Genomic DNA, 25,378 nt, shown 5'->3' on the forward strand with positions numbered 1-25,378 from the left:
GGGGCTGGGGCTGGGGCTCGGGCTGGGGCTGGGGCTGGGGCTGGGGCTCGGGCCCAGACCCGGGCCCAGCTCACCCGAGCACAGACGCGAAGGCGGCATTTGGGATACTCGGAGAATGGTCGACGTCACCCTCACCCTTCCCGCCGGCGCTGTGCTCCTTCGGCGCGCCCTGTCCCAGGATCTGTCTGCAATCGTGGGGCTTCTCGCCGACGACTCCATCAGCGCTTCCCGAGGCGACGCCGACCGGCCGGAAGATCGCGTCGCCTACGAACGGGCATTCGCCGCAATCGACGCAGATCCGGCCCAACAGTTGCTGGTCGCGACGTCGCTTTTGGGCGAGGTGCTGGCCACCATGCAGCTCACCGTCATCCCTGGGCTCGCCCGTGTCGGGTCCACCCGGTTGCAGATCGAGGCCGTCCGGGTTCGCTCGGATCAGAGGAGCCGCGGGCTCGGCGGAGCCATGATTCGGTGGGCCGTGCAGAATGCCCCGGCCTTCGGGGCTCAACTCATCCAGCTCACGTCGGACGCAGCGCGCGTCGACGCGCACCGGTTCTATGAACGGCTGGGCTTCACCGCGTCCCACGTGGGCTTCAAACACGCCGTGCCGACGGTCTCCTGACGGCAGCACCCCCGCGGGGCAGGATCAGGCAAGCAGGCCGAGGAGCCGTCCGGCGAACCCTGCGCACGCGATCGTCGCGGTGAAGAACACGGCCACCCAGACCACGCCCGGGATGTGGGTCAGACGGGCCAGCTGGTCGGCGTCGGAGGCGGTACCGCGGCTCCGCGACCGGGACCGCTGGAGCTCGACCACGGTGCGCACAGCCCCGAGCAGCAGAAACGCCGTGATCAGCAGGGCGAAGACGCTCTGCACCGGAGGAGTGCCGAACCAGGTGATGCCGAAGACCAGTCCAGCGGTAACGAGGACGGACCACAGTCCGAACCAGTTGCGGATCTGCACGAGCAGCAGTGCCAGGGCCGCCAGCGACAGCCACAACAGGCCGATGTCGTAGCCGAGGCTGAGCATCCGTGCCGCGCCGAGCCCCAGCAGGGCAGGGGCGGTATAGCCGGCCAGCAGGGTCAGCACCATGCCGGGTCCGCGCGGGCGTCCGCTGCTGACGGTCAACCCCGAGGTGTCGGAATGCAGACGGATACCGCCGAGCCGGCGACCGCTCACCGTCGCGACCACCGCATGGCCGCCCTCGTGCGCGATCGTGATGACGTGGCGGGTGACCCGCCACGCGGCCGGCACCAGCACGAGCACGGCAGCGGCCGCGATGGTCAGCCAGGCCGTGATCGCGGGCAGAGGCTCGTTTCGGGCGGAGAGTTGCCCCCAGAGATCGACAAGCCCGTCCATGGATTTCAGCCTAGATTACCTTGGGCGGGAGCTTTATACTGATCGCAAAAGCTGGATACGAGTGAAAGGACGGTCCCCATGAGTGCTTCGGACAAGATGAAGAACTCGGCCGAGGAAGCCGTGGGCAAGGCAAAGGAGGCCGCCGGCAAATTGACCGACAACGAGCGGCTGGAAGCCGAGGGCAAGGCTGAACAGGCCAGGGCAAACCTCAAGCAGGCCGGAGAGAACGTCAAGGACGCCGTCACTGATTGAGTCGAATCCGCATCTCCACACCATCAGGGCACGTCAATCAAAAGAAAGGACGGCGAGCAGGATGAACGTACTCCTCGTCATTGTTGCCATCATCGCCATCGCGCTTCTGTTCACCGGAGGGTTCGTCGAGTCGCTCAACTTCCTCATCTGGGTCGGCATCGTGCTCGTCGTGATCGCGCTGATCGTCTGGCTTGCCCGGACGATCTCCGGGAAGCGGGCCTGACCGGGCCGCGCAGGTGGTCTCCAACCCGTACCGAGAAAAAGAAAAAGCCCCGACTTTCGGGGCTTTTTCTTGGCTGTGGGCGATACCGGACTCGAACCGATGACCTCTTCCGTGTGAAGGAAGCGCGCTACCAACTGCGCCAATCGCCCCTGTGGCCTCGTACTGTAGCCACAAGTCTCGATACTAACCCAGACCGGGTGGAAGGCGCACATCGTGGGGGCCTCAACACGCCGGAACGACTCGGTTTGAATATGAACAGGACTATCGGCTAGAGTCTTCCAAGCGCGCAGAAATGCGGGCAGTTGCGGATGTGGCGCAGTGGTAGCGCATCACCTTGCCAAGGTGAGGGTCGCGAGTTCGAATCTCGTCATCCGCTCGAATGGGATCGGCCGCGAGGCCGGTTTCTTTCGGTACGAATCCCAAGTGGTGGGTTGGCCGAGAGGCGAGGCAACGGCCTGCAAAGCCGTGTACACGGGTTCGAATCCCGTATCCACCTCCAATCCCGGAAGTCGCAATGCAGGAATGATTTTCAGGAAATGGGCGATTGGCGCAGCGGTAGCGCGCTTCCCTGACACGGAAGAGGTCACTGGTTCGATCCCAGTATCGCCCACAGAGTTGGGAAACAGATAACCCCCGGTAAAGCGGGGGTTGTCTTGCCCGCACAGCACCGGAAATCCAGGTGCAGTCGGGCCTTCCTCGGGCTCGCCGCGATGAATCGCCGGGGAGGGTGCGGCGGGTTCGGCCGGAATCGGCTAGAGTCTTTCAAGTCAGCGGAAACGTTGATAAGTGCGGATGTGGCGCAGTGGTAGCGCATCACCTTGCCAAGGTGAGGGTCGCGAGTTCGAATCTCGTCATCCGCTCGAATGGAATCGGCCGCAAAGCCGGTTCTTTTTGGTACGAATCGTATGTGGTGGGTTGGCCGAGAGGCGAGGCAGCGGCCTGCAAAGCCGTGTACACGGGTTCGAATCCCGTATCCACCTCCACTTCTGGAATGTCTTTTCAGAGAATGGGCGATTGGCGCAGCGGTAGCGCGCTTCCCTGACACGGAAGAGGTCACTGGTTCGATCCCAGTATCGCCCACAGGCAAACCCCCGGTAAATCGGGGGTTTTTCTTTGCCCAAAATGGCCGTGCCCGTCGTGGTCGAGGCGCGCCGCTAAAGTTATTGGGGTTCGAACAATACTGAAGGAGTAATACACGTGGCTGACGGCTTTGAGCTATTCACCGACCGGTCCGTTGTCGCAATGCGCGTCAACGGCGAGCTCAAGGATCTCGCCACGACGGTGACTCCGACGGATGTCGTCGAACCGGTGACCATCGGCTCGCCCGACGGCCTCAGCATCCTGCGCCACTCGGCCGCGCACGTGCTCGCACAGGCCGTGCAGACCGTGAACCCGGCGGCGCGCCTGGGCATCGGCCCGCCCGTCACCGATGGTTTCTACTACGACTTCGACGTTGAAGAGGCATTCACCCCCGAGGACATCAAGTCGCTCGAGAAGGCCATGGACCGCATCATCCGCCAGGGCCAGCGGTTCGTGCGCCGCGTCGTCACCGACGACCAGGCCCGGGACGAACTCGCCGCCGAGCCGTACAAGCTCGAACTGATCGGGCTCAAGGGCGGGGCCGCCGAGACCGTCGACAACGAGTCGGTCGAGGTCGGCGGCGCCGAACTCACCATTTACGACAACGTGGACCCGAAGACGGGGGAGACGCTCTGGAAAGACCTCTGCCGCGGTCCCCACCTGCCGAACACGCGCATGATCGGCAACGGCTACTCCCTGACCCGTCTGGCCGCCGCCTACTGGCGCGGGTCCGAGAAGAACCCGCAGCTGCAGCGCATCTACGGCACCGCCTGGGCCACCAAGGACGAACTGCGGGCCTACCAAGCCCGCCAGGAGGAGGCCGCCAAGCGCGACCATCGCAAGCTCGGCGCCGAACTCGACCTCTTCAGCTTCCCCGAGGAGATCGGCTCCGGCCTGCCCGTCTTCCATCCCAGGGGCGGCATCATCCGTCAGGAGATGGAGAACTACTCCCGCAAGCGCCACACCGAGGCCGGCTACGACTTCGTCTACACGCCGCACATCACCAAGTCGAACCTGTTCGAGACGTCCGGTCACCTCGACTGGTACGCCGATGGCATGTTCCCGCCGATGAAACTCGACGCGGAGTACGACGCCGACGGCCACATGACCCGTCAGGGCGTCGACTACTACCTCAAGCCGATGAACTGCCCGTTCCACAACCTGATCTTCCGCTCCAGCGGCCGCAGCTACCGCGACCTGCCCATGCGCCTGTTCGAATTCGGCTCGGTCTACCGCTACGAGAAGTCCGGCGTCGTGCACGGCCTCACCCGCGTGCGCGGCATGACCCAGGACGACGCGCACATCTACACGACCCGCGAAGGCATGAAAGAGGAGCTCACCAGCACCCTCAACTTCGTGCTCAAGCTGCTCGCCGACTACGGCCTCGAGGACTACTACCTCGAGCTCTCCACGAAGGACCCGAAGAAGTTCGTCGGCACCGACGAGGCCTGGGCGGAAGCGACCGACACCTTGCGCGAAGTCGCCGAAGCATCCGGTCTCGAACTCGTGGCCGACCCGGGCGGCGCCGCCTTCTACGGCCCGAAGATCTCCGTGCAGGCCCGCGACGCGATCGGCCGCACCTGGCAGATGTCCACCATCCAGCTGGACTTCAACCTGCCGGAACGGTTCGACCTCGAGTACACCGCCTCCGACGGCTCCCGCCAGCGCCCGGTGATGATCCACCGGGCCCTGTTCGGTTCGATCGAACGCTTCTTCGCCGTGCTCACCGAGCACTACGCCGGGGCGTTCCCGGTGTGGCTGTCCCCGGTGCAGGTCGTCGGCATCCCCGTGTCCGAGCAATACGGTCCATACCTCGACGAAATCATCGGCCGGCTCGAGACGGCAGGCGTGCGCGCCCAGGTCGACCACTCCGACGACCGCATGCAGAAGAAGATCCGCAACCACACCAAGGCGAAGGTGCCCTTCCAGCTGATCGTCGGCGAGGATGACCGCTCCAATCGCTCGGTGAGCTTCCGGTTCCGCGACGGCACCCAGGAGAACGGCGTACCGGCCGACGAGGCCATCCGTCGCATCATCGCCGCGATCCATGCGCGCGCGCAGGTCACGACCCAGGGCCAGGTCTGAGATGGACACGCACAGCGACGAGTTCGAGGGGCTCGAGCAGTCGTCCGAGTTCGCCGCGGTTCCGGATGCCTTCCAACGGCTATGGACCCCGCACCGCCTGGTCTACATCCAGGACGGCCAGCAGCCGCACCCGGATGACTGCCCCTTCTGCCTGGCCCCGAGCATGACCGACGAGAAGGCACTGATTGTGGCCCGCGGCACGCACGCCTACGTGTTGCTAAACCTGTTCCCGTATAACAGCGGGCATCTGCTGGTCTGTCCGTACCGGCACGTCGCGACTTACGATGAGGCCAGTCCGGAGGAGGTCGCCGAGATCGGCAGTCTCACCCAGGTGGCCATGCGTGTGCTCAAGGCGGTGTCGCACTGCGACGGCTTCAACATCGGCATGAACCAAGGCCGTATTGCCGGCGCGGGCATTGCCGAGCACCTACACCAGCACATCGTTCCCCGCTGGGCGCTCGACTCGAACTTCTTCCCGATCATCGCCGGAACGAAGGCGATTCCCCGTCTTCTGGGCGATGTGCGGCGCGAAGTCGCCGAGGGCTGGCCCCAGGATGGCAACTAGCCGTATATACCCCTCCACCGGCACCCGCCGGGCGGAATCGACACCACCCAAGGAATAGAATCAAAGCTATGACTGAAACCACTTCCGCCTTTGGTTCGAGCCGCGTCAAGCGTGGTCTCGCCGACATGATGAAGGGCGGCGTCATCATGGACGTCGTCAACGCCGAGCAGGCTCGCATCGCCGAGGACGCCGGTGCTGTCGCCGTCATGGCCCTTGAGCGCGTTCCCGCCGACATCCGTTCCCAGGGTGGCGTTGCCCGCATGAGCGACCCCGACCTGATCGACAGCATCATCGCCGAGGTATCCATCCCGGTGATGGCCAAGGCGCGCATCGGCCACTTCGTCGAAGCTCAAATCCTTCAGGCCCTGAACGTCGATTACATCGACGAGTCCGAGGTGCTGAGCCCGGCTGACTACGTCAACCACATCGACAAGTGGAACTTCACGGTCCCGTTCGTCTGTGGCGCGACCAACCTGGGTGAGGCGCTTCGCCGCATCAACGAGGGCGCGGCCATGATCAGGTCCAAGGGCGAAGCCGGCACCGGCGACGTCTCGGAGGCCATGAAGCACATCCGCACCATCAAGGGTGAGGTCGCCCGCTTGTCGGCTCTGACCAAGGACGAACTGTACGTCGCCGCGAAGGAACTGCAGGCGCCGTACGAACTCGTCGCCGAGATCGCCGCCACCGGCAAGCTCCCCGTCGTGCTCTTCGTCGCGGGTGGCGTGGCCACCCCCGCCGACGCGGCCCTGATGATGCAGATGGGTGCGGACGGTGTATTCGTCGGCTCCGGCATCTTCAAGTCGGGCAACCCGCAGGCCCGCGCCAACGCCATCGTCAAGGCCGTCACCTTCTACGACGACCCCAGCGTCATCGCATCCGTCTCGCGCGGACTCGGCGAGGCCATGGTCGGCATCAACGTGTCCGATCTGGCTGCGCCGCACCGCCTCTCAGAGCGCGGCTGGTAGATACCCGTTCGTGAGCGTTGGAGTTCTCGCCCTGCAGGGTGACTTTCGTGAGCACGCCGAGGTACTGCGGTCCCTCGGCGCCGAAGTCGAACTCATCCGCCGCCCAGAGGAACTGGACCGCATCAGCGGGCTCGTGATCCCCGGCGGCGAATCCAGCGTCATGGACAAACTGGCCCGCGCGTTCGGCGTGGCGGGACCGCTGGCCGAGGCCGTGCGGGCCGGCCTTCCCGTCTACGGCACCTGCGCGGGCCTGATCATGCTCGCCGACACCGTCATCGACGGGATCGAAGGGCAGCAGAGCATCGGCGGCTTCGACATCGCCGTGCGTCGCAACGCCTTCGGTTCGCAGACGCTCTCTTTCGAGACCGACCTCGACGTGCCGGTGCTCGGTGAGCCGCCGGTGCACGCCATTTTCATCCGCGCCCCCGTGGTGGAGTCCGTCGGGACCCGGGCCCGCGCGATCGCCACGCTCTCGGACGGGCGCTGCGTCGCGGTCGAGCAGGACAACCTGCTCGGAACCTCATTCCACCCCGAGATCACCGGGGAGCACCGGTTCCACGACTATTTCCTGCAGAAGGTGGCCGCCGCCGGCTTCCGCTACTAGGCTCCGGTCATGGCCGGCTGGGTGGCGCTCCTGCGCGGAATCAACGTCAACGGGATCACGATCACGATGGCGGACCTGCGGGCCGTGTTCCGCGGGCTCGGCTACACGGATGTCCGCACGGTTCTGGCCAGCGGTAACGTGCTCTTCACGGCGGGCGAAACGGATGCCGCGGCCCTCAAGGCCACAATCGAACGCGCTCTCTCCGACAACTTCGGTTATCAGGCGTGGATCGTGCTGCTCGGCGTTGACGCACTCGACAGGGTGGCGCGGGCGTTCCCATTCGATGCGGAGCGGGACGGATGGCATCCGTATGTCGTGTTCGGATCGGCGCGGACCGCGCTCGACGAACTGCTCGAGGCGGCTGGGGAACCGGACCCGGAAACGGAGCAGGTTCGGCCCGGAACCGGCGTGCTCTACTGGCAGGTGCGCCGAAGCATCGGCATCAACAGTCCGTTCAGCAAGCTGAGCGGCAAGGCCCGCTACCGGTCGACCACCACCACCCGCAACCTCCGCACCCTGAACAAACTGATCGCCGCGGCCCCGGGCGCGTGAAGCCCGGCCCATCAGGCATCGCGGGTTAGAATGAGGCGCACCCCACGGTGCAGCGACCAATGGCACCAGTAGTGCAGCGACCAGCACGGCGGCGGCACCCCCGCGCCAATCGACAGCCACGTCACGACAGCCAAAGACAACGGGAGACTCATGTCCGGACATTCCAAGTGGGCGACAACAAAGCACCAGAAGGCGGTCACCGACTCGCGTCGGGCCAAGGCCTTCGCCAAGTTGATCAAGAACATCGAAGTCGCGGCCCGCATGGGTGGCGCCGACCTGTCGGGCAACCCGACCCTGGTCGACGCGATCCAGAAAGCCAAGAAGACCTCTGTTCCCAACGACAACATTGACCGTGCCGTCAAGCGCGGCGCCGGCCTGTCCGGCGAAGTAGTCGACTACACCACCATCATGTATGAGGGCTACGCCGCGCACGGCGTCGCCGTCATGATCGAGTGTTTGACCGACAACAAGAACCGCGCGGCCGCCGAGGTGCGCACCACCATGTCCAGAAACGGCGGCAACATGGCCGACCCCGGCAGCGTCGCGTACAACTTCCACCGCAAGGGCATCGTCGTCGTGCCGAAGAGCAACGGCCTCAGCGAAGATGACGTGCTCCTCGCCGTGCTCGACGCGGGCGCCGAAGAGGTCGTCGACGACGGCGAGAAGTTCGAGGTTTTCAGCGAAGCGCACGATCTCGTCGCGACCCGGACCGCCCTGCAGACCGCCGGGATCGACTACGACTCCGCCGACATCGCGTTCGTGCCCCAGCTCAAGGTAGAGGTCGACGCCGAGACCGCCCGCAAGGTGTTCCGGCTGATCGACGCCCTCGAAGAGCTCGACGACGTGCAGAACATCTACAGTAACTACGACGTGTCGCCCGAGGTCATCGCGGAGCTTCAGGCCGAAGCCGAGTAGCGCGCTGTGTCGGTCCGGGTTCTGGGCATCGATCCCGGGCTGACCCGCTGCGGCGTCGGAATCGTAGACGTCGCCGCCAACCGATCCGCGTCCCTGGTCGACGTGACCGTGCTGCGCAGCTCGCCGGACTTGCCGCTCGAGCAGAGGCTCCTGCTGATCAGCCGGGGCCTGGAAGACCTGCTCGACCGGCACAAGCCGGCGGTCGTCGCCATCGAGAGGGTGTTCGCTCAGGACAATGTCAGCACCGTGATGGGCACCGCCCAGCTGAGCGGCGTCGCGCTGCTCCTGGCCGCTCAGCGTGGGCTGACGGTCACCCTGCACACCCCGAGCGAGGTCAAGGCAGCCATCACCGGCTACGGGTCCGCCGACAAAGCCCAGGTCGGCGCCATGGTGGCGCGGGTGCTGGGCCTGGCCGAGGTGCCCAAGCCCGCGGATGCCGCGGACGCGCTGGCCATCGCGATCTGCCATGCCTGGCGCACCGGGGCGGCCGGCGGCACCCTGCCCACCAGCGCCGACGTGGTCCCCGGCACCCTGACCCCGGCCCAGAAGGCGTGGCGCGCCGCCGAGCGCAGCGCAGTGTCGCCGGTGCCCCGTAGTCTGAAGCGGTGATTGCTTCCGTTCGTGGCCTTGTCCTGTCTGCCGTGGGTTCCACGGCCGTGATCGAGGTCGGGGGAGTCGGTCTGGCCGTACAGGTCACCCCGGCCACTGCGCTCTCCCTGCGCGTCGGCACGGAGGCCCGGCTTTCGACCACCCTTATCGTGCGCGAGGACTCGCTCACCCTCTTCGGATTCCCGTCCGCCGACGAACTCGAGGTCTTCGAGCTTTTGGTCGGCGTCACCGGGGTCGGCCCGAAATCGGCCCTCGGCGTACTCGCGGTGCTCAGCCCCGTCCAGATCGCGCAGGCCGTCTCGGCAGAAGACGACGGCGCTTTCCGCAAGGTCAGCGGCATCGGCCCGAAAACGGCCAAACTGATCGTGCTCTCCCTGGCCGGCAAGGTGTTCGTGACCGTCACGGCCGCGGCATCCGCCCGCCCGGAGCCCACCAGCGCGTCGGCGAACGTGCAGGCCGCCCTGATCGGGCTCGGCTGGTCGGAGAAGGTGGCCGCCGAGGCCGTCGACGAGACCCTCGCGGAGACCGTCGAACCCGGGCAGGTCGGCGTCGCAGCGCTCCTTCGCCTCGTACTCGTCAGGCTCGGCCCGGCCCAGCAGGCATCGGAGCGTCGCCCGTGACCGGCGCACAGGGTCTGGCCGGAGATCCCGGCGTGGAGCTCACCAAGCCGGAACTCGGGGGCGACGCCGAACTCGCCTTCGAGGGTGCCCTCCGTCCGCGCAGCCTCGGCGAGTTCGTCGGCCAGCAGAAGGTTCGCGGGCAGCTGCAGCTGCTCCTGACCGCCGCTACCATGCAGAGCCGCACTCCCGACCACATCCTTCTGGCCGGCCCGCCCGGACTCGGCAAGACCACTTTGGCCATGATCATCGCCTACGAGGGCAACCGCCCGCTGCGGATGTCCAGCGGCCCGGCCATCCAGCACGCCGGTGATCTGGCGGCGGTACTCTCCTCGCTGGTGCCCGGCGAGGTGCTGTTCATCGACGAGATCCACCGCATGGCCCGCTCCGCCGAGGAGATGCTCTATCTGGCGATGGAGGACTTCCGCATCGACATCATGGTCGGCAAAGGCGCCGGCGCCACCTCGGTTCCCCTCGACCTGGCACCGTTCACCCTGGTTGGCGCCACGACCCGGTCCGGACTGCTGCCCAACCCACTGCGCGACCGGTTCGGCTTCACCGCCCACCTCGAGTTCTACACCGACGACGAACTCGAGCAGGTGCTCGGCCGGGCAGCCAAACTGCTCGACCTGTCGATCGACACGGCCGCCACCGCCGAGATCGCCGGTCGGTGCCGCGGCACGCCCAGAATCGCCAACCGCCTGCTCCGGCGGGTGCGGGACTACGCGCTGGTGCACGGTGGAGACGCCGATGTGGCCGCGGTGCACGCGGCTCTCGAGCTGTACGACGTCGACGCCATCGGGCTCGACCGGCTCGACCGGGAGGTGATGCGCATCATCCTGACCCGTTTTGGGGGAGGGCCGGTGGGTCTGAACACGCTCGCGGTGTCCGTGGGGGAGGAGTCCGAGACCATCGAGGCCGTCGTGGAGCCGTTCCTGGTGCGGATCGGCTTCCTGATGCGCACCCCGCGCGGCCGGGTGGCGACCGCGGAAGCGTGGCGGCATTTCGGCCTGACGGCGCCTCTGGTGGGCGGGCCGCCAATCCCTCTTATGCTGGATGACCTATAATTCGAGTTGGTTCGCTTCGAACCACTCGTGCTGGTTCCCCCGAGCCAGACGCACAGACTTCGGCCCTCGCGCCGCAACCGGAAGGTCCCACAGTTTTATGGATCCGTTGACTCTCGTCATGCTCGCCGTTCTCGCGGCGCTCGTGTTCTTCATGTTCCGCAACAGCCGCAAACGCCAGAAGGACCTCGCTGCCCTGCAGGCCCAGATGGTCGTCGGCGCCGAGGTCATGACCAACTTCGGCATGTACGGAACCATTCTCGCGATTGACGAGGAGGCGAACAAGGTTGCCCTCGAGATCGCTCCGGGAACCGTCGTGCAGCTGCACCGTCAGACCATCGCCCGCGTGGTGGAACCGATCGTGGCCGAGCCCGAAGATGAGGGCGTCGCCGAGCTGAACCAGGGCAGCGCCACCGTTATGGGCGAACCTGACTTCGGTCAGCGCGTCGCCGACACCGACGAAGAGCCTAAAAAGGGCGACGCCTAACCAATCCCTCTCCATGCCCGCGCCTCGGCGCGGGCATGAGCATGAGCATAGAAAGCTGAGTTCTCTGGTGGCAAAGTCGTCTCCGGCCAAGAAGGCCTGGCGTTCCCTCACGTGGCTGGGTGTGATCATCGTCGGCCTGATTGCGCTCAACACGGCCGGCGTGCTCACCGGCGGCGGATCCTGGACGCCCAAGCTGGCCCTGGACCTCGAGGGCGGCACGCAGATCATCCTCGCGCCGAAGCTCGAGTCCGGGCAGTCCGTCTCCTCGGAGCAGCTCAACGAGGCCGTGAAGATCATTCGGCAGCGCATCGACTCGGCAGGCGTCTCCGAGGCGGAGATCAACACCCAGGGCGGCCAGAACATCGTCGTGTCCATTCCCGGCGTGCCGGACGACGCGACGATCAACCGAATCGAGTCCTCAGCCAAGCTCGAGTTCCGCCCGGTGCTCGTGGCCGGTGCCCCGTCCGCGGCCAGCGTCGGTGAAAACGTTGTCGGAGAGGACGGGGTCGCGACCCCGGTACCGACCCCCACGGTCGACCCGAGTCTGGAAAGCACCCCGACCGCGGTGCCCACCGACGGGAGCGACCTGAACTGGATCACCCCCGCGCTCCAGGCCCAGTACGAGGCCTTCGATTGCAGCAAGATCGATACCACCAATGTGGCACCGGCGGCGGAGCCGCTTGTCACCTGTGAGGCCGACGGCTCCATCAAGTACATCCTCGGCCCGGTCGAAGTCAGCGGCGAGAACGTCTCCGACGCGACCAACGGCCAGCAGACCACGCAGAGCGGCGCCACGACCGGTGAATGGGTCGTCAACATCACCTTCGACGGAACCGGAACCAAGGCCTTCGCCGACGTCAGCACCCGGCTGAATGCGCTCACCGCAGCGCAGAACCAGTTCGCGATCGTGCTCGACGGCAACGTCATCTCGGCCCCGCGCACCCTGGCGGCCATCACCGACGGCAACGCGCAGATCAGCGGTGACTTCGACCAGGACTCGTCGAAGGCCCTCGCCGACCAGCTCAAGTTCGGCGCCCTGCCGATCAGCTTCACGGTGCAGAGCCAGGACACCATCTCGGCGACCCTGGGCTCGAGCCAGCTCACCGGCGGCCTGATCGCAGGCCTGATCGGACTCGTACTGGTCGTGCTCTACTCGCTGATCCAGTATCGCCTGCTCGGCCTCGTCACCGTGGCGTCGCTCACGGTCGCCGCGATCATCACCTACCTGCTGATCACGATCCTGTCCTGGCGCGAGGGCTACCGGCTGTCGTTGGCCGGCGTCGCGGGTCTGATCGTCGCGATCGGCATCACCGCCGACTCCTTCATCGTCTACTTCGAGCGGGTGCGTGATGAGCTGCGGGACGGACGAGGGCTCGAATCCTCCGTCGAGGCCGGCTGGAAGCGCGCCCTGCGCACCATCCTCGCCTCCGACGCGGTCAACATCTTGGCCGCCGGCGTCCTGTTCATCGTCGCCGTCGGCAACGTCAAGGGCTTCGCCCTCACCCTGGGGCTGACCACCCTCGTCGACGTGCTCGTGGTCATGCTCTTCACCCACCCGATGCTCCAGCTGCTGGCGCGCACGAAGTTCTTCAGCGACGGACACAAGTTCAGCGGCCTCGACCCGCGGGCCCTGGGCGCGACCTACCGCGGGCGGGCGAAATTCCGTCCCTCGGATGACCTCCCTTCCGCCAAACTGTCCTCGGCCAGCCGTGAGGCAGCCAAGCGCCAGACCATCGCCGAGCGCAAGGCGTCAGAACTCGTCGGTTCCAGTGCGGATCGAACGACCGACGGGAAGGATTCCTAATGGCTAGCTTTTCCCAGTTCGGCAACGACCTGCACACCGGCAAGCGCTCGTTCGACATCGTCGGGCGGCGCAAGACCTGGTACCTGGTCGCGGTCGTGGCACTCTTCGTGGCCATCGTCGTTCCCCAGCTGCGTGGCGGCTTCGTCTTCGGCATCGAGTTCACGGGAGGCTCCGAGTTCAAGATCTCCCAGGTCGCCGACCAGGACCAGCGAGCTGCCGCCGATGCCGTGACCGAGGTCGTCCCGTTGGCGACGCCCAGGGTGTCGAGCGTCAGCACCACCGGCATCCGCGTGCAGACCGACCAGCTCACCAGCGACGAGACTCGGGAGATTCGCGCCGCGCTGGCGGATGCCTACGCCGTGCCGATCGAGCAGGTCACCGCGTCCTTCATCGGTCCGGTCTGGGGCCAGGACATCACCGGCCAGGCCGTGCGCGGACTCCTCATCTTCCTCGTGCTCGCCGCCATCGGCATGGCACTGTACTTCCGCACCTGGAAGATGTCGGTCGCGGCCATGACCGCGCTGATGCACGACCTCGTCATCACCGCCGGGATCTACGGCATCACCGGTTTCGAAATCACCCCGGCCGCCGTGATCGGATTTCTCACGATCCTCGGCTACTCGCTCTACGACACGGTCGTGGTCTTCGACAAGATCCGCGAGAACACCTCGGAGGCGGGCGCCGAGACGCGCACGTTGGCCGAATCCGTGAACCTGGCCGTCAACCAGACCCTGGTGCGCTCGATCAACACCTCCGTCGTCGCGGTGCTGCCGGTCGCCTCGATCCTCTTCATCGGAACGCTCGTGCTCGGGGCAGGAACCCTTCGGGACATCTCGTTGGCACTTCTGATCGGCATCGTCGCCGGCGCCTACTCGACGATCTTCATCGCGTCGCCGCTGTACGCTCAAATCCGCTCCGCGGAGCCGGCCGTGCGCCGGGCCGACCAGAAGGTTCTCGCCCAGCGGGCGAAGGCCGGCCCCGCGCTGAAGGTGGCCGCCGAAGTCAGCACCTAGTCGGCCCCGATCACCGCCGGAGGAGGCCCGCACCCGAGCCGGAAGTGGTACCCGATCCGGCTCGGGAGCAGTAATAATTGATCAAGCGGATGGAGGTGGCCAGATGACCGAACTGACGACTCCTCCTGCCTACCCGGCTCCGCTCCCGCCGGCATCCTTGCGGCGCCTCGTGCCTCGGATCTTTTCCCGGGCCCAGCCGGTCGGCGCGGTCGACACGCTGCTGAAGACCGTGCGGATGCACCATCCCAAGGTGGACCTCTCGATCATCGAGCGGGCCTACGTCACCGCGGAGCAGGCGCATGAGGGCCAGTTTCGCCGCAGCGGAGAGCCGTACGTCACACATCCGGTCGCGGTCGCGCAGATCCTGGCGGATCTGGGCATCGGCCCCAAGACCGTCTCGGCGGCACTGCTGCACGACACCGTGGAGGACACCGAGTACACTCTCGACCAGCTGCGGCACGATTTCGGCGACGAGATCACCATGCTGGTCGACGGCGTCACCAAGCTGGACAAGGTCAAGTACGGCGACAGCACCCAGGCCGAGACCGTGCGCAAGATGATCGTGGCGATGTCTAAGGACATTCGTGTGCTGATCATCAAGCTCGCCGACCGGCTGCACAACGCGCGCACCTGGGGATTCGTGCCTGCCGAGTCCGCGGTTCGGAAGGCGACCGAGACGCTGGAGATTTACGCGCCGCTCGCGCATCGCCTGGGCATCCAGGCCATCAAGTGGGAGCTCGAAGACCTCTCGTTCGCGGTGCTGTACCCCAAGCTCTACGCCGAGATCGACAGTCTTGTCAAGCAGCGCACTCCGCAGCGCGAAGAGTTCGTGCAGCACGTCATCGACTCGATCGTCGACGACCTGAAGGCCGCCCGCATCCGGGGCAAGGTCGCCGGCCGGCCCAAGCAGTACTATTCGATCTACCAGAAGATGGTCGTGCGCGGGCGCGAGTTCGACGACATCTACGACCTGGTCGGCATTCGAGTTCTCGTCAACTCGGTGCGGGACTGCTACGCGGTTCTCGGCGCAATCCACGCCCGGTGGACGCCGCTTCCCGGCCGGTTCAAGGACTACATCGCCACCCCCAAATTCAACCTGTACCAGTCGCTGCACACCACGGTTCTCGGCCCGAGCGGGCGCGCCGTGGAGATCCAGATCCGCACCCAGGAAATGCACCAGCGCGCCGAATTCGGCGTGGCCTCGCACTGGAAGTACAAGGAGCAGACCACCGGCAAGAGTTCCGGTCCGGGCCCGCAGAGCGACACCGACATGGCTTGGCTCGCCCACATCTCCGACTGGCAGGCCGAAACGGCCGACCCGGGAGAGTTCCTCGACTCGCTGCGCTACGAGATCGGCGCCAAAGAGGTCTACGTCTTCACCCCCAAGGGCCGGGTGATCGGTCTGCCGGCCGACGCCACCCCGGTCGACTTCGCCTACGCCGTGCACACCGAGGTCGGCCATCGCACCATGGGCGCCAAGGTCAACGGGCGCCTCGTCCCGCTGGAGAGCCCTCTCGTCACCGGTGACGTCGTCGAGGTGTTCACGTCGAAGAATCCCGACTCCGGGCCGAGCAAGGACTGGCTGAACTTCGTCAAGAGCCCCAGGGCTCGCAACAAGATCCGCCAGTGGTTCACCAAGGAGCGCCGCGACGAGGCGATCGAGCAGGGCCGCGACGCCATCGCACGCGCTATGCGCAAGCAGAACCTGCCGCTGCAGAAACTGATGAACCAGGACTCCTTCGCCGAGGTTGCCGCGGTGATGAAGTATGAAGACGTCTCTGCGCTGTACGCCGCCGTCGGCGAGGGGCATGTGTCGACGCAGTCGGTGCTGGAGAAGGTGGTTGCCACCCTGCAGAGCGTCGAGGAGAGCGACGCCACGGACCTGCCGTTCGCGCCCCACGGCCGCACCCAGACGCTCCGCAACAGCGACTCGGGCATCCTCGTGCGCGGCGCCCCCGACATCCTGGTGAAGCTCGCCCGGTGCTGCACTCCCGTGCCGGGCGACAAAGTCGTGGGGTTTATCACGCGCGGCGCTGGGGTATCGGTGCACCAGGCATCCTGTCGCAACGTGCAGTCCCTGCTCAAGGAACCCGAGCGCATGATCGACGTCGATTGGGCGCCCACTTCCAAGAGCCTGTTCCTGGTGCAGATCCAGATCGAGGCTCTCGACCGCTCCGGGCTGCTCTCCGACGTCACCCGGGTGCTGTCGGAGCATCACGTCAACATCCTGTCGGCGACGGTGCACACCTCCTCCGACCGACTCGCGATCAGCCGGTTCGTCTTCGAGATGGGCGACACCACGCACCTCGATCGCGTGCTCAATGCGGTGCGCCGTATCGACGCCGTTTATGACGTCTATCGCGTCAACGAGGGCTGAGCGGCCATTCAGCTCGCATTGGCCTCCCGGTAGAGACATCAGGTGGGGCGCGGATGCTCGTCGAGGTACCGTTGCACCTCCCGCAGTCGGGTGAGGGCCGGAGCCTTGAACGGCAGGTTGGGTGCCGCGCATAGGCGACTCGCCGGGTCGGTGCTGGTGCAGCCGGCCAGGCGCAGCAGGGCGGCGATCAGGGCAACCCGGTCACCGTCGGTGGGCTCGTCGTGCCAGCGGACGAGGTCGACGGCGGTGCGCAGGGGCAGCGTGACCCGGAGGCCGGAGATCGCCTGAAGCTGGTCGGACGGGCAGCTCACCTCGCGGATCTGCATTCGGGGTGACGGGACCAGTTTCATTCGGGCGGAACTCTGCACGCAGAAGTGGTGGCGGCGAGGTTCCGGCGCCAGACCGTAGATCCAGGCAGCGGTCATCCGCTCGGCGATGGCCCTTGGGGACGCAAGCAGCAACCCGACGGCTCGGGCGCGTCGCACCCGGTCATCGACCTCGTCGACCGGGCACCAAAAGTCGCCCAGGGTGAAGAGTTCCCCGTCGAGACGGGCGCCGCACAGCTCCGCAAGCGGCAGGTCCTGGGCAGAGAGCACCACGGGAAGGCGTGAGTTCATCGATTGTGGGTTCATCGACTCAGCGTGCGCCGGGTGTGTTCTCCCGCCCACAAAAAGCGGGGATCTGTGGACAGATCCCCGCTGGTCGTGCTGTGGACGGCCGGGCTATTGGCCGATGGCCTTCAGCCACGCCTTGCGGGTCTCGAGAGCCTCGGTGGCTTCCGTGATCGCCGCGGCATCCCCGCCGGCCTGCGCCGCGGCCAGTTCGGCCTCGAGCTTGACGATGGCATCGTTCAGCTGGCCGGCCAGACCCTCGGCGCGAGCCTTGGTCTCCGGGTTGTTGCGCTTCCAGTGGTCGTCGTCGAGCTTGCGCACGGCTGCCTCAACCTTGCGCATGCGGTCCTCGATGGACTTGACCGAGTCGCGCGGAACCTTGCCGATGGCGTCCCACCGGCGCTGGATGGAGCTCAGCGCGCTGCGCGCCTTGGCGCGGTCCGTCTCGGCCAGCAGAAGTTCGGCTTCGGTGAGCAGCTCGACCTTAAGAGTCAGGTTTCCCGCGAACTCCTCGTCGTCGTGCGCGTCGATTTCGGACTTGACCGAGTAAAGCACGTCGCCGGCTGCCTTGAACCTGGCCCACATGGCGTCGTCCTGCTTCTTGCCGCTGCGACCCGCGAGCTTCCACTCGTCGAGCAGATTGCGATAGCCCGGGATGCCATCGGCGCCCTTGGGGGCGAGGGCCTCGGCCTGTTCGATCAGGTGCTGCTTGCGGTTGCGAACGTCCTTGTGGGCGCTGTCCAACTCGGCGAAGAATGCCTTGCGGTTCTGCTCGATCGTGGTGCGGGCCGCGCGGAACCGCTTCCAGAGGTCATTGGCCTCGCCCTTGGGAATGCGCGGAGCATCGTGCTGGTGGGCCTGCCATTTCGCGAACAGGGCTTCCAGAGCAGCGCTGGTCTGCTTCCACTGCGTCTTAGCCGGGTCTTCGGCGGCGAGAGCCTCGGCCTCGGCGACGATCGCGGCACGCTCGGCGACGGCGGCGGTCGCTGCAGCCTTCGCTTCGGCGCCCTGCTGCTCGGTGAGCTCGGTCACCGCGCCGCCGAGGGCACCCAGGCGGGTGGCCAGGGCTGCCAGGTTGCCGACCGCGTTGGCGTTCGCCACAGCCTCGGTCAGATGTTTGACGGACTTCGCGATATCTGCGGCAGGTGCGCCACCCTTGGCGCGCTGTTCGAGAAGCGTGACCTGGCCGTTGAGCTCAACGTATTTCCGTTCGAAGTAGGCAAGCGCCTCTTCCGGCGTCGCGTCGGGATACTGTCCCACGGCGCGCTCGCCTGTCGCTTCGCGCACGTAAACCGTGCCGGTTTCGTCTACGCGACCCCATGGTTGCTGATCTGTCGTAGTCAAGAGCCTCACCTTATCGATGTCGTTGTGTGCTCACAAGTGAGCCAATACCCGGTCAAGCCTATTGCAAGCCCGCGCGCTGTTCGTCTGTTCTACTGAACTGATACCTGAGTGATGCTGGTCGGCACCTGAGGGGTGCCGTCCGAAGAGCCGTCGGCGACGCCGGCAGCCGTGATCTGCGCTTTGATTTCGTCCAGTCCATCGGTCACCCGGCCGAGCACCGTGTAGCCGCCGACCGCGTCGGCGGGGATGGTCGTGTCGTCGTAGACGATGAAGAACTGGCTGCCCATACTGTAGGCGTTGCCGCCCTGGCGGGCCATGGCCAGTGTGCCGGCTGGGTACATATCGTCGGCCGGGGCGTTTTCAATCGGTCCATAACTGTAGCCGGGGCCACCCGATCCCGTTCCGGTCGGGTCCCCGCACTGCAGCACGAAGAAACCGCCGTCGGTGAGCCGGTGGCAGGTCACGTCCTGGTAGAAGCCGGTGGTGATCAGGTTGATGGTCGAGGACACCGCCTGAGGGGCGAGGGCTCCATCGAGCTCGATCTCGAGCGGAATGCCGTTGAGGGCCAGCGTGCCGGTCCAGGTGCGGTCTTCCGCCAGGGTGCTGGGCGGCACCTCGCCGCTGTTCGCGCTGTCGGACGGTGCGGCCGACGCGGAGGGGGAAGCGGTGTCGGCCACGGAGGGTGCCGGGCTGCCGGGGCCTCCGGTGAAGAACAGCACCTGGGCGCCAACGGCCAGCGCCACGACCACGGCCACGCTGACGCCGGCGATGAGGTTGTCCCGCCGGCGCCGCTTCACTTGGTGCGCATTCACCGAACGCCGGGCCTGAAAGGCGCGTACACGCACGCGCGCCTCGCGGGCTTCACGTTCTTGCTTCTTGTTCGGTACCACGTCGTAGCCTCCAGGCGGCCTCCATCGGAAGGCCCGATCGAACGGGGACGGCTCCAGCGTCTGGCGCCCGAACCATGTTGAACTCTACGCAACCCGGAGAGGGCAAACAAACATCCGCTCCGGGCAGCACCGGTTCAGGATCGGCCCGGTCACCGGCACAAACTACGCTGGACCCATGGTGGATTCACAACCGGGACTGCGCAGCGGGGCCACACCCCTCGCCGTACGGATGCGCCCGACGAGCCTCGAGGAGGTCGCCGGTCAGAAGCATCTGCTCACACCGGGCTCCCCGCTGGTCAGCCTGGCCAGTGACAAGACAGGGGAGCAGGGCGCGATCTCCGTCATCCTGTGGGGCCCGCCCGGCACCGGCAAGACCACCCTGGCCCAGGCCATCGCGCGCAGCTCGGGCCGCCGGTTCGTCGAGCTGTCCGCCGTGTCGGCCGGAGTGCGGGACGTGCGCCAGGTAATGGAAGAGGCGCGCACCAGCCGGGACCTCTACGGACTCTCCACCGTGCTCTTCCTGGACGAGATCCACCGGTTCAGCAAGGCGCAGCAGGACGCTCTCCTGCCCGGGGTGGAGAACGGGGTCATCATCCTCGTGGCCGCCACCACCGAGAACCCGTCCTTCTCCGTCATCTCGCCGCTGCTGTCCCGCTCCCTACTGCTCACCCTCGAAACGCTCAGCGACGACGACCTCGCTGTCGTTGTCGACCGGGCCGTGGTCGACCCGCGCGGCCTGGCCGACCGGTTCGTGCTCGACCCCGAAGCCAGGGCCGCGATCATCCGGCTCGCGTCCGGTGACGCCCGACGGGCGCTGACCGCCCTGGAAGCTGGGTCGGTGGCGGCGGCGTCCTCCGTCGACGCCGAGTCCGACGCGAAGCCGGTCATCACCACCGAGGTGGTCGCCCTCGCTGTCGACCGTGCGCTTCTGCGCTACGATCGCAACGGCGACGAGCACTACGACGTCATCAGCGCCTTCATCAAATCGGTACGCGGCTCGGATGTCGACGCGTCCCTCCACTATCTCGCGCGCATGATCGAGGCCGGCGAAGATCCCCGGTTCATCTGCCGCCGCATCATCGTGCTGGCCTCCGAAGACATCGGCATGGCCGACCCCCAGGCGCTGGTGATCGCCATCGCCGCCGCCGACGCCGTGCAATACATCGGCATGCCCGAGGGCCGCATCCCGCTCGCCCAGGCCGTCGTGCACCTGGCCACCGCACCCAAGTCCAACGCGGCCTACATGGCCCTGGATGCGGCGATCGCCGACGTGCGGAACGGCAAGACCGGCCGGGTGCCCAAACCGTTGCGGGATGCGCACTACCCAGGCGCCAAACGCCTCGGCCACGGCAAGGGCTACAAGTATCCCCACGACGACGCCCTCGGCGTGCTGGCCCAGCAGTACCCGCCGGACGAGCTCGCCGAGGTGCGCTATTACGAGCCCACCGAGCATGGCCACGAGCGCGAGGTCTCGGCCCGCCTCGCCAAGTTGCGCAAGATCATCCGTGCCCGCTGAGCGGAACGGCCGAACAACCCGATGTGCTAACCTGAACGCTGCCTACAAATGGAATCGGCATGCGGCTGCGTCCGATTCCGGATTTGATGGTCTCGCCCTGTAGCCGGGCGTCCCGTGGCACCACCCCTCTGAACTCCCATGACGTTGAGCCGTGCTGTCTCATCGCGCGGCCGCCGCCCTGGTTTCCCCTTGTTTGCAGTTCCATCGAAAGGACACCGTGTCTACCAAGTCACGTACCCGCAGTAAGACCCGCCTCTCGCGGGCCCTGGGCATCGCCCTGACCCCGAAGGCCGCGCGCTATCTGGAGAAGCGTCCGTACGCCCCGGGCGAGCACGGTCGCACCAAGCGCAAGACCGACTCCGACTACGCTGTCCGCCTCCGCGAAAAGCAGCGCTTACGCGCTCAGTACGGCATCCGCGAAGCCCAGCTCAAGATCGCGTTCGAGGAAGCTCGCCGCGCCCAGGGACTGACCGGTGAGAACCTCGTCGAGATCCTCGAGACCCGTCTCGACGCTCTTCTCGTTCGCTCCGCGATCGCCCGCACCACCGCCCAGGCCCGTCAGATGATCGTGCACCGTCACATCCTGATCGACGGCCAGCTGGTCGACCGTCCCTCCTTCCGCGTGAAGCCGGGACAGCTCATCCACGTCAAGCCCAAGAGCGAGGCCATGGAGCCGTTCCAGGTCGCAGCCGCCGGCGGTCACGTCGACGTTCTGCCCAAGCTCCCCGCCTACCTCGAGGTCGAGATCGACAAGCTGCAGGCCCGCCTCGTGCGCCGCCCGAAGCGCATCGAAATCCCCGTGACCTGTGAAGTCCAGCTCGTCGTCGAGTACTACGCGGCCCGCTAGGCTCCTTTTCACCCGCACCGCCGTCAGGCGCTGCAACTGAACTACGCTGGAGAGCGGATCACCCTGGGGTGGTCCGCTCTTTGCGTACGCGCACCAAGCTCGTGAATGTCGAATCTGGAATGGATGGTTGGTCAATGTCTGGTGGAGATATTGTCGGGCTCGTGTTCGCCGCTGCCTTCCTGATGTTGGTCGGGTTCCTGGCCCTGCCCCTGGTCAAGCTCGGCCGCGTCTTCGACGAGACGACCGTGGCCATCCGCGACCTGACCCACACCGTCACCCCACTGCTCGAGGAATCCACCAAGACCATTCAGGAGACCAACGCGCAGTTGGCCCGGGTGGACACCATCACCTCGAACGTGGCGGATGTCACGGGCAACGTCTCCGCCCTGGTCGCCCTCGTCGCGGCGACCGTCGGCGGCCCGCTGGTCAAACTGGCCGGCTTCTCCGCGGGGGTTCGCGCGGCGCTGGGGGCTGCCCGCCCGGGCGGCACCCGCCGCCGCCGCCACAGGTAGTCGGGTACTCTGGAACGGAGCCGGCCCGTCAGGGATTCGCCGGTCAGACGGTCGTTCCAGACGTTCAACCGCCGTGAACCGACCTTTTCACCACTTTTCAGGGTCTCCACACATATTCAGGGAGCATTGCTATGAAGAATTTCATCTGGTTTGTCGTCGGTGTCACCACGGGGCTGCTCATCGCCCGCGAAGCCGGCAAGACGCGTCAGGGGAAGCAATTCTTCGCCGATCTGGACACCAAGGCGCGCGAATTCGGTGAGGCCATCTCGGACGGCTACCGCAAGCGTGAGGCCGAGCTGCGGGATGCCATCGGCGACATCGAGTCGGAGACCGAAATCACGATCGAAAAACTTGCCAAGTAAGTACTCGCCAAGTACGTGCTCGCCAGGTAGGTATCATCCATATCTTTTCCACTACAACGAACTACGGAACTAATGCAGACTGCTGAAATTCGCGGGCGCTGGCTCGACTTCTTCGCCGATCGCGGTCACACCGTCGTCCCCTCCGCTTCGCTTGTCAGCGACGACCCCACACTCCTGTTCACGGTGGCCGGGATGGTTCCGTTCGTACCGTATTTGACCGGTCTCGTGCCGCCCCCCTACCCGCGAGCGACGAGTGTTCAGAAATGCATCCGCACCAACGACATCGAAGAGGTCGGCAAGACCCCGCGTCACGGCACCTTCTTCCAGATGAACGGCAACTTCTCGTTCGGCGACTACTTCAAGGAACAGGCGATCGGTTACGCCTGGGAGCTACTCACCAGCTCGGATGCCGACGGCGGCTACGGCTTCGCCGAGAAGGACCTCTGGGTCACCGTCTACGAGGACGACGACGAGGCCTTTCGGTACTGGCGCGCCCTCGGCCTGCCCGAGCACCGCATCCAGCGTCTCGGCATGGACTCCAACTACTGGTCGACCGGTCAGCCCGGGCCCGCCGGACCCTGCTCCGAGATCTTCTTCGACCGCGGCCCGGCCTACGGCATCGACGGCGGCCCGGCCACCGACGACGACCGGTACGTCGAAATCTGGAACCTCGTCTTCATGCAGTACCTCCGCGGCGAGGGCACCAGCAAGAACGACTTTGTCATCCTCGGCGACCTGCCGAAGAAGAACATCGACACCGGCATGGGGCTCGAACGTGTCGCCTTCCTCAAACAGGGCGTTCAGAACATGTACGAGATCGACCAGGTGCGCCCGGTCCTCGACCGGGCCGCGGAACTGTCCGGTCGCCGCTACGGGGCCGTCCACGACGACGACGTGCGGATGCGCATCGTCGCCGACCATGTGCGGTCGTCCCTGATGCTGATGAGCGACGGAGTGATGCCGTCCAACGAGGGCCGCGGGTACATCCTGCGCCGCCTGATGCGCCGCAGCGTGCGCGCCATGCGCCTCCTCGGCGTCGACGCCGCGACCTTTCCCGAATTGTTTCCGGCCTCGCGCGACGCCATGGCCGGCGCGTACCCCGAGATCAAGGCGGACTACGCCCGCATCAGCCAGGCTGCGTATGCCGAAGAGGAGACCTTCCTGCGCACCCTCGCCAGTGGCAGCGCCGTGCTCGACCTCGCCGTCGCGAAGACCAAGAAGGCCGACAAGGTCGTTCTGCCGGGCGACACCGCGTTCCTCCTGCATGACACCTACGGCTTCCCGATCGAGATCACCCTCGAGATGGCCGAGGAGGCCGGGCTCAGCGTCAACCGCGAGGCCTTCGACACGCTGATGGCCAAGCAGCGCGCGATGGCCAAGGCCGACGCCAAGGCCAAGAAGACGCATCTCGCCGACCTGTCGGTCTACAGCGCATTCCGCGCGGCGGGGGAGACCGTCTTCACGGGCTACGACGCCCTGCAGACCGAATCCAGCGTGCTTGGGATCATCGTCAACGGTCTCTCTGTCGACCGCGCCGTCTCCGGTGACATCGCCGAGGTGATCCTCGCCGAGACGGCCCTGTACGCGGAGTCCGGCGGCCAGGAGGCCGATGCCGGTTTGATCGTGGGCACCGGCTACGAGCTCGAGGTGCTCGACGTGCAGAAGCCCGTCAAGGGCCTGATCAGTCACAAGGTTCAGGTGCGGACCGGCGAAGTCGGCGTCGGGGACTCCGCCACCAGCGTCGTCGACCCCGACTGGCGCCGCGGTGCCCGACAGGCGCACTCCGGCACGCACGTGCTGCATGCCGCCCTCCGCCAGGTGCTCGGCCCGAACGCCCACCAGTCCGGCTCGTACAACAAGGCCGGCTTCTTCCGCCTCGACTTCTCCTGGAACCAGGCACTGTCCCCGGCGACCCGAAGCGAGATCGAAGAGATCTCCAACAACGCCATCCGGGACAACCTGCCCGTGCTCACCCGGGAGCTGCCCCTGGCCGAGGCGAAGGCGCTCGGCGCGATGGCCCTGTTCAGCGAGAAGTACGGCGACCGAGTGCGCGTCGTCGATATCGGCGGCCCCTGGTCTCGCGAACTCTGCGCGGGAACCCACGTCGCCTCCAGCGCCGAGATCGGCATGATCAACCTTGTCAGCGAGGGTTCTGTCGGTTCCACGAACCGCCGGGTGGAGTCGTTGGTCGGCCTCGAGGCCTTCCGCGACCTGGCCGCCGAGCGCGCCCTCGTCTCCCAGCTGACCTCACACCTGAAGACGCCGCGGGAGCAGTTGCCAGAGCGCATCAACGAGCTCGTGCAGAGCCTCAAGGCCGCCGAGAAGAAGATCGCCGCGTTCGAGGCGCGGGCCCTCTCCGACAGGGTGCCGGCCCTCGTCGCCTCGGCAAAGCTGGCCGGTTCCGTCAATGTCGTGGCCGAGCAGGTCGGCACGCTGGGCTCCGCTGACGACCTGCGGATGCTGGTCACGGCCACCCGTACGCAGCTCGGCAGCACGCCGGCGGTCGTAGCCCTCGCGGCCGTGGTCGCCGACAAGCCCGTCGTCATCGTGGCCACCAACCCCGCGGCCCGGGAGGCCGGCCAGCGTGCGGGAGCCCTGGCGAAGCAGGTCGCCGGCATCCTCGGCGGCGGCGGCGGCGGCAAGGACGACCTCGCCCAGGGCGGCGGCACCGACGCAGCAGCCATCCCGAACGCCCTCGCGGCCGTTCGATCCGCCGTAGCAGGCTGAACC

General features: G+C 66.5%; 25 protein-coding genes and 7 tRNA genes. 27 read left to right on the forward strand and 5 right to left on the reverse strand.

The window, feature by feature from the left end; all coding sequences use genetic code 11:
- Positions 1-115 precede the first annotated feature (115 nt).
- Positions 116-619, forward strand: coding sequence for a GNAT family N-acetyltransferase (locus CXY79_RS07265; RefSeq protein ID WP_104100478.1), 504 nt, complete (start codon positions 116-118; stop codon positions 617-619).
- A gap of 24 nt (positions 620-643) precedes the next feature.
- Here the strand turns inward: CXY79_RS07265 and CXY79_RS07270 are convergent, their stop codons facing one another.
- A complete protein-coding gene (locus CXY79_RS07270) occupies positions 644-1,354 on the reverse strand; it encodes a M50 family metallopeptidase (protein ID WP_104100479.1) in 711 nt (236 codons plus the stop codon).
- Between the two features lie 78 nt (positions 1,355-1,432).
- Between CXY79_RS07270 and CXY79_RS07275 the strand changes: the two genes are divergently transcribed.
- A complete protein-coding gene (locus CXY79_RS07275; RefSeq protein WP_104100480.1) occupies positions 1,433-1,606 on the forward strand; it encodes a CsbD family protein in 174 nt (57 codons plus the stop codon).
- Between the two features lie 61 nt (positions 1,607-1,667).
- Positions 1,668-1,829 (forward strand): hypothetical protein, encoded by a 162-nt coding sequence (locus tag CXY79_RS15675; RefSeq protein ID WP_134371589.1) that lies wholly within the window; start codon positions 1,668-1,670, stop codon positions 1,827-1,829.
- 76 nt (positions 1,830-1,905) lie between these two features.
- On the opposite strand, the gene CXY79_RS07280 is transcribed toward CXY79_RS15675, so the two are convergent.
- Positions 1,906-1,978: transfer RNA gene (locus tag CXY79_RS07280), tRNA-Val, on the reverse strand.
- A 155-nt stretch (positions 1,979-2,133) separates the two neighbouring features.
- Between CXY79_RS07280 and CXY79_RS07285 the strand changes: the two genes are divergently transcribed.
- From CXY79_RS07285 to CXY79_RS07375, 19 genes are all read left to right on the forward strand, one after another.
- A tRNA-Gly gene (locus CXY79_RS07285) sits at positions 2,134-2,205 on the forward strand.
- Between the two features lie 49 nt (positions 2,206-2,254).
- Positions 2,255-2,328, forward strand: a tRNA-Cys gene (locus CXY79_RS07290).
- 39 nt (positions 2,329-2,367) lie between these two features.
- Positions 2,368-2,439 (forward strand) — tRNA-Val (locus tag CXY79_RS07295).
- Positions 2,440-2,617: 178 nt separating this feature from the next.
- Positions 2,618-2,689: transfer RNA gene (locus CXY79_RS07300), tRNA-Gly, on the forward strand.
- 49 nt (positions 2,690-2,738) lie between these two features.
- Positions 2,739-2,812, forward strand: a tRNA-Cys gene (locus CXY79_RS07305).
- A gap of 25 nt (positions 2,813-2,837) precedes the next feature.
- Positions 2,838-2,909: transfer RNA gene (locus tag CXY79_RS07310), tRNA-Val, on the forward strand.
- Positions 2,910-3,071: 162 nt separating this feature from the next.
- Positions 3,072-4,994, forward strand: coding sequence for a threonine--tRNA ligase (gene thrS, locus CXY79_RS07315; RefSeq protein ID WP_233191359.1), 1,923 nt, complete (start codon positions 3,072-3,074; stop codon positions 4,992-4,994).
- A 1-nt stretch (position 4,995) separates the two neighbouring features.
- Complete coding sequence (locus CXY79_RS07320; protein ID WP_104100482.1) at positions 4,996-5,559, forward strand: HIT domain-containing protein; 564 nt, start codon at positions 4,996-4,998, stop codon at positions 5,557-5,559.
- 68 nt (positions 5,560-5,627) lie between these two features.
- The gene (pdxS, locus tag CXY79_RS07325; protein ID WP_104100483.1) at positions 5,628-6,524 is read left to right on the forward strand and encodes a pyridoxal 5'-phosphate synthase lyase subunit PdxS; all 897 of its coding nucleotides are present in this window, start codon (positions 5,628-5,630) and stop codon (positions 6,522-6,524) included.
- Between the two features lie 10 nt (positions 6,525-6,534).
- Positions 6,535-7,128 carry a pyridoxal 5'-phosphate synthase glutaminase subunit PdxT gene (gene pdxT, locus CXY79_RS07330; RefSeq protein WP_104100484.1) on the forward strand — a complete coding sequence of 198 codons (594 nt, stop codon included), beginning with the start codon at positions 6,535-6,537 and terminating at the stop codon, positions 7,126-7,128.
- A gap of 9 nt (positions 7,129-7,137) precedes the next feature.
- Complete coding sequence (locus CXY79_RS07335) at positions 7,138-7,680, forward strand: DUF1697 domain-containing protein (protein ID WP_104100485.1); 543 nt, start codon at positions 7,138-7,140, stop codon at positions 7,678-7,680.
- A gap of 150 nt (positions 7,681-7,830) precedes the next feature.
- Positions 7,831-8,595 carry a YebC/PmpR family DNA-binding transcriptional regulator gene (locus CXY79_RS07340; RefSeq protein WP_104100486.1) on the forward strand — a complete coding sequence of 255 codons (765 nt, stop codon included), beginning with the start codon at positions 7,831-7,833 and terminating at the stop codon, positions 8,593-8,595.
- Between the two features lie 6 nt (positions 8,596-8,601).
- On the forward strand, positions 8,602-9,204 hold the full coding sequence (gene ruvC / locus CXY79_RS07345; protein ID WP_104100487.1) for a crossover junction endodeoxyribonuclease RuvC: 603 nt from the start codon (positions 8,602-8,604) through the stop codon (positions 9,202-9,204).
- Positions 9,201-9,824 carry a Holliday junction branch migration protein RuvA gene (gene ruvA, locus CXY79_RS07350; RefSeq protein ID WP_104100488.1) on the forward strand — a complete coding sequence of 208 codons (624 nt, stop codon included), beginning with the start codon at positions 9,201-9,203 and terminating at the stop codon, positions 9,822-9,824. The genes ruvC and ruvA overlap by 4 nt, the downstream gene beginning before the upstream one ends.
- Before the next feature lie 14 nt (positions 9,825-9,838).
- A complete protein-coding gene (ruvB, locus tag CXY79_RS07355) occupies positions 9,839-10,888 on the forward strand; it encodes a Holliday junction branch migration DNA helicase RuvB (protein ID WP_369827955.1) in 1,050 nt (349 codons plus the stop codon).
- A 118-nt stretch (positions 10,889-11,006) separates the two neighbouring features.
- Positions 11,007-11,372, forward strand: a complete 366-nt coding sequence (yajC, locus tag CXY79_RS07360; protein WP_233191352.1) for a preprotein translocase subunit YajC — start codon at positions 11,007-11,009, stop codon at positions 11,370-11,372.
- A gap of 67 nt (positions 11,373-11,439) precedes the next feature.
- A complete protein-coding gene (secD, locus tag CXY79_RS07365) occupies positions 11,440-13,176 on the forward strand; it encodes a protein translocase subunit SecD (RefSeq protein WP_104100490.1) in 1,737 nt (578 codons plus the stop codon).
- Positions 13,176-14,189: a protein translocase subunit SecF gene (gene secF / locus CXY79_RS07370; protein WP_104100491.1), complete on the forward strand. Its 1,014-nt coding sequence runs from the start codon at positions 13,176-13,178 to the stop codon at positions 14,187-14,189. The genes secD and secF overlap by 1 nt, the downstream gene beginning before the upstream one ends.
- 103 nt (positions 14,190-14,292) lie before the next feature.
- Complete coding sequence (locus CXY79_RS07375; protein ID WP_104100492.1) at positions 14,293-16,566, forward strand: bifunctional (p)ppGpp synthetase/guanosine-3',5'-bis(diphosphate) 3'-pyrophosphohydrolase; 2,274 nt, start codon at positions 14,293-14,295, stop codon at positions 16,564-16,566.
- 38 nt (positions 16,567-16,604) lie between these two features.
- Here CXY79_RS07375 and CXY79_RS07380 read toward each other — a convergent pair whose 3' ends face one another.
- The 3 genes from CXY79_RS07380 to CXY79_RS07390 form a co-directional block, all read right to left on the reverse strand.
- Complete coding sequence (locus tag CXY79_RS07380; protein ID WP_104100493.1) at positions 16,605-17,183, reverse strand: hypothetical protein; 579 nt, start codon at positions 17,181-17,183, stop codon at positions 16,605-16,607.
- A gap of 105 nt (positions 17,184-17,288) precedes the next feature.
- On the reverse strand, positions 17,289-18,521 hold the full coding sequence (locus tag CXY79_RS07385; RefSeq protein ID WP_104100494.1) for a DUF349 domain-containing protein: 1,233 nt from the start codon (positions 18,519-18,521) through the stop codon (positions 17,289-17,291).
- A gap of 89 nt (positions 18,522-18,610) precedes the next feature.
- Positions 18,611-19,411: a peptidylprolyl isomerase gene (locus CXY79_RS07390; protein WP_104100495.1), complete on the reverse strand. Its 801-nt coding sequence runs from the start codon at positions 19,409-19,411 to the stop codon at positions 18,611-18,613.
- 175 nt (positions 19,412-19,586) lie between these two features.
- Here CXY79_RS07390 and CXY79_RS07395 point away from each other — a divergent pair, with 175 nt between their 5' ends.
- From CXY79_RS07395 to alaS, 5 genes are all read left to right on the forward strand, one after another.
- On the forward strand, positions 19,587-20,927 hold the full coding sequence (locus CXY79_RS07395; protein ID WP_104100496.1) for a replication-associated recombination protein A: 1,341 nt from the start codon (positions 19,587-19,589) through the stop codon (positions 20,925-20,927).
- A gap of 217 nt (positions 20,928-21,144) precedes the next feature.
- Positions 21,145-21,774, forward strand: coding sequence for a 30S ribosomal protein S4 (rpsD, locus tag CXY79_RS07400; protein WP_104100497.1), 630 nt, complete (start codon positions 21,145-21,147; stop codon positions 21,772-21,774).
- 134 nt (positions 21,775-21,908) lie between these two features.
- The gene (locus CXY79_RS07405; protein WP_104100498.1) at positions 21,909-22,286 is read left to right on the forward strand and encodes a DUF948 domain-containing protein; all 378 of its coding nucleotides are present in this window, start codon (positions 21,909-21,911) and stop codon (positions 22,284-22,286) included.
- Positions 22,287-22,417: 131 nt separating this feature from the next.
- Complete coding sequence (locus tag CXY79_RS07410) at positions 22,418-22,648, forward strand: hypothetical protein (protein WP_104100499.1); 231 nt, start codon at positions 22,418-22,420, stop codon at positions 22,646-22,648.
- Positions 22,649-22,720: 72 nt separating this feature from the next.
- Complete coding sequence (gene alaS / locus CXY79_RS07415) at positions 22,721-25,375, forward strand: alanine--tRNA ligase (RefSeq protein WP_104100500.1); 2,655 nt, start codon at positions 22,721-22,723, stop codon at positions 25,373-25,375.
- Positions 25,376-25,378 lie beyond the last annotated feature (3 nt).

This window comes from Cryobacterium sp. M96, assembly GCF_002929845.1.
GTDB lineage: Bacteria > Actinomycetota > Actinomycetes > Actinomycetales > Microbacteriaceae > Cryobacterium > Cryobacterium sandaracinum.